This is a genomic window from Sporosarcina sp. P26b (assembly GCF_002743245.1).
GTDB lineage: Bacteria > Bacillota > Bacilli > Bacillales_A > Planococcaceae > Sporosarcina > Sporosarcina ureae_C.
The window spans coordinates 1-1,612 of record NZ_PDYW01000060.1; the positions used below are offsets into that span (position 1 = coordinate 1).

General features: G+C 36.2%; 1 protein-coding gene. It reads left to right on the plus strand.

The genetic code is table 11. The features are described 5' to 3' along the window. The first annotated feature begins 111 nt into the window (after positions 1-111). Positions 112-1,464 (plus strand): IS4 family transposase, encoded by a 1,353-nt coding sequence (locus CSV69_RS16500; RefSeq protein WP_158232713.1) that lies wholly within the window; start codon positions 112-114, stop codon positions 1,462-1,464. The last annotated feature ends 148 nt before the right edge of the window (positions 1,465-1,612 follow it).

Genomic DNA, 1,612 nt, shown 5'->3' on the forward strand with positions numbered 1-1,612 from the left:
ACATAGCTGTCAACTTAAGAAATAGGTGTACTTTTCTTAAAAAGATGGTAAAGATACATACCATCTTTTTTGAAAGGAGTTCTTTTTATGTCTATCAACCATCATTTTGACATGCTTGAACAATTACTTTCATTGATCCATCCTGAAAGAGTGGATGCGTTGGCTAAGGAAACCGGTTTTATCAAGCGTAAAAGACAAATTACTGCTAGTGATTTTCTTACACTCCTCTTTAAAAGTCACGGAAATTTACTAGACTCTTCCCTTCAAGAACTTTGTGTAAAGTTGAGTCTGGATCAAGACATTTCTGTCAGTCGAACTGCTATTGACAAGAAATTCACGCCTGAAGCAGCGGAATTTTTACTTCGATTGATTCATGAGGTAGTCATTGTACAGAATCAACTGGATTTGTCATCACTACTAAATCAAGACACACTTCCATTTACTAGTATACGCGTTATGGATTCTACATTTGTGAGTGTGCCAGATCATTTGAAATCGCGTGCTAAAAATACACATCAACAGTCAGCAAAGGTGCATTTTGAATTCGATCTACTTTCAGGTCAATCAACATTCCTTAAAGTGGATTTCATCCATATCAACGATGCTAAAATGGGAAGTCAGAGGCTTCCTTATGTAGTCGAAAACGAGCTTTGCATGCAAGATTTAGGCTATTTTAGTTTTGAACAATTTAAAAGAATGGATCAATCGGGTGTATTTTTTATATCAAAAACACGAAATGATATGTATCTGGCATACAAAAATCCCTATCCTACTTATCATAAGAATGGAAAGCCAGTAAAAAGTAGTCAATATCATCGAATTGATCTAGTCGAGCTGTGTAGAAATTTACAACCTGGAGAGTATTTAGAGTTAGAGGATGTGTATTTTGGGGGTGAGGCCCACTTTCCTGCACGTTGTATTATTTTTTCCCATGGGGAAAAGCAAATAGAAAACAGATTAAAAAAGATTGACAGAAGAACGACGAAGTCAGGAAAAGAACCCAAACAGGTAATACGTGATTTGGCAGGGATCACGGTATATATGACGAATCTACCTATATCAATTTCTGAAAAACAGGTGACGCAGTTGTATCGGCTCCGTTGGCAAGTTGAACTTCAATTCAAAGTATGGAAATCTTATATAAAAATTGATCATTTTAAATTGGTAAAGAACCCACGTTGGTTGTGTCATTTATATGCCACTCTTCTCGTGTGTATAATAAGTCAATTCATTGCGTATCAAATAAGGAACATCATTTGGGAGGAAAAAGAGATGGAAATTAGTGAGATGATTGCCGTACGTACAATCTCGAATGAAGTGTTACCTAAGTTATACGGAATTTTCCACAGAAAAAAGAAGGGATGTATAGTGATCTTCCAAGCAGTGATCCAATTACTTTGTAAAACTGCTAGAAAACCCAGATCCGCCAATGGAACTGCCATACATCACCTTCTATTTAACTGAAAAAATTTAGTTTTTTACGACACGAGAGCGTCGTTTATTTAGCGTGCTTACAAAGATCTTACCCTTTTAATCAAGCTAGTAAACCATGGATAGTGCATGGGATGCGGGTTATAAATTTACTATCAATTCTTAAGTTGACAGCTATGGG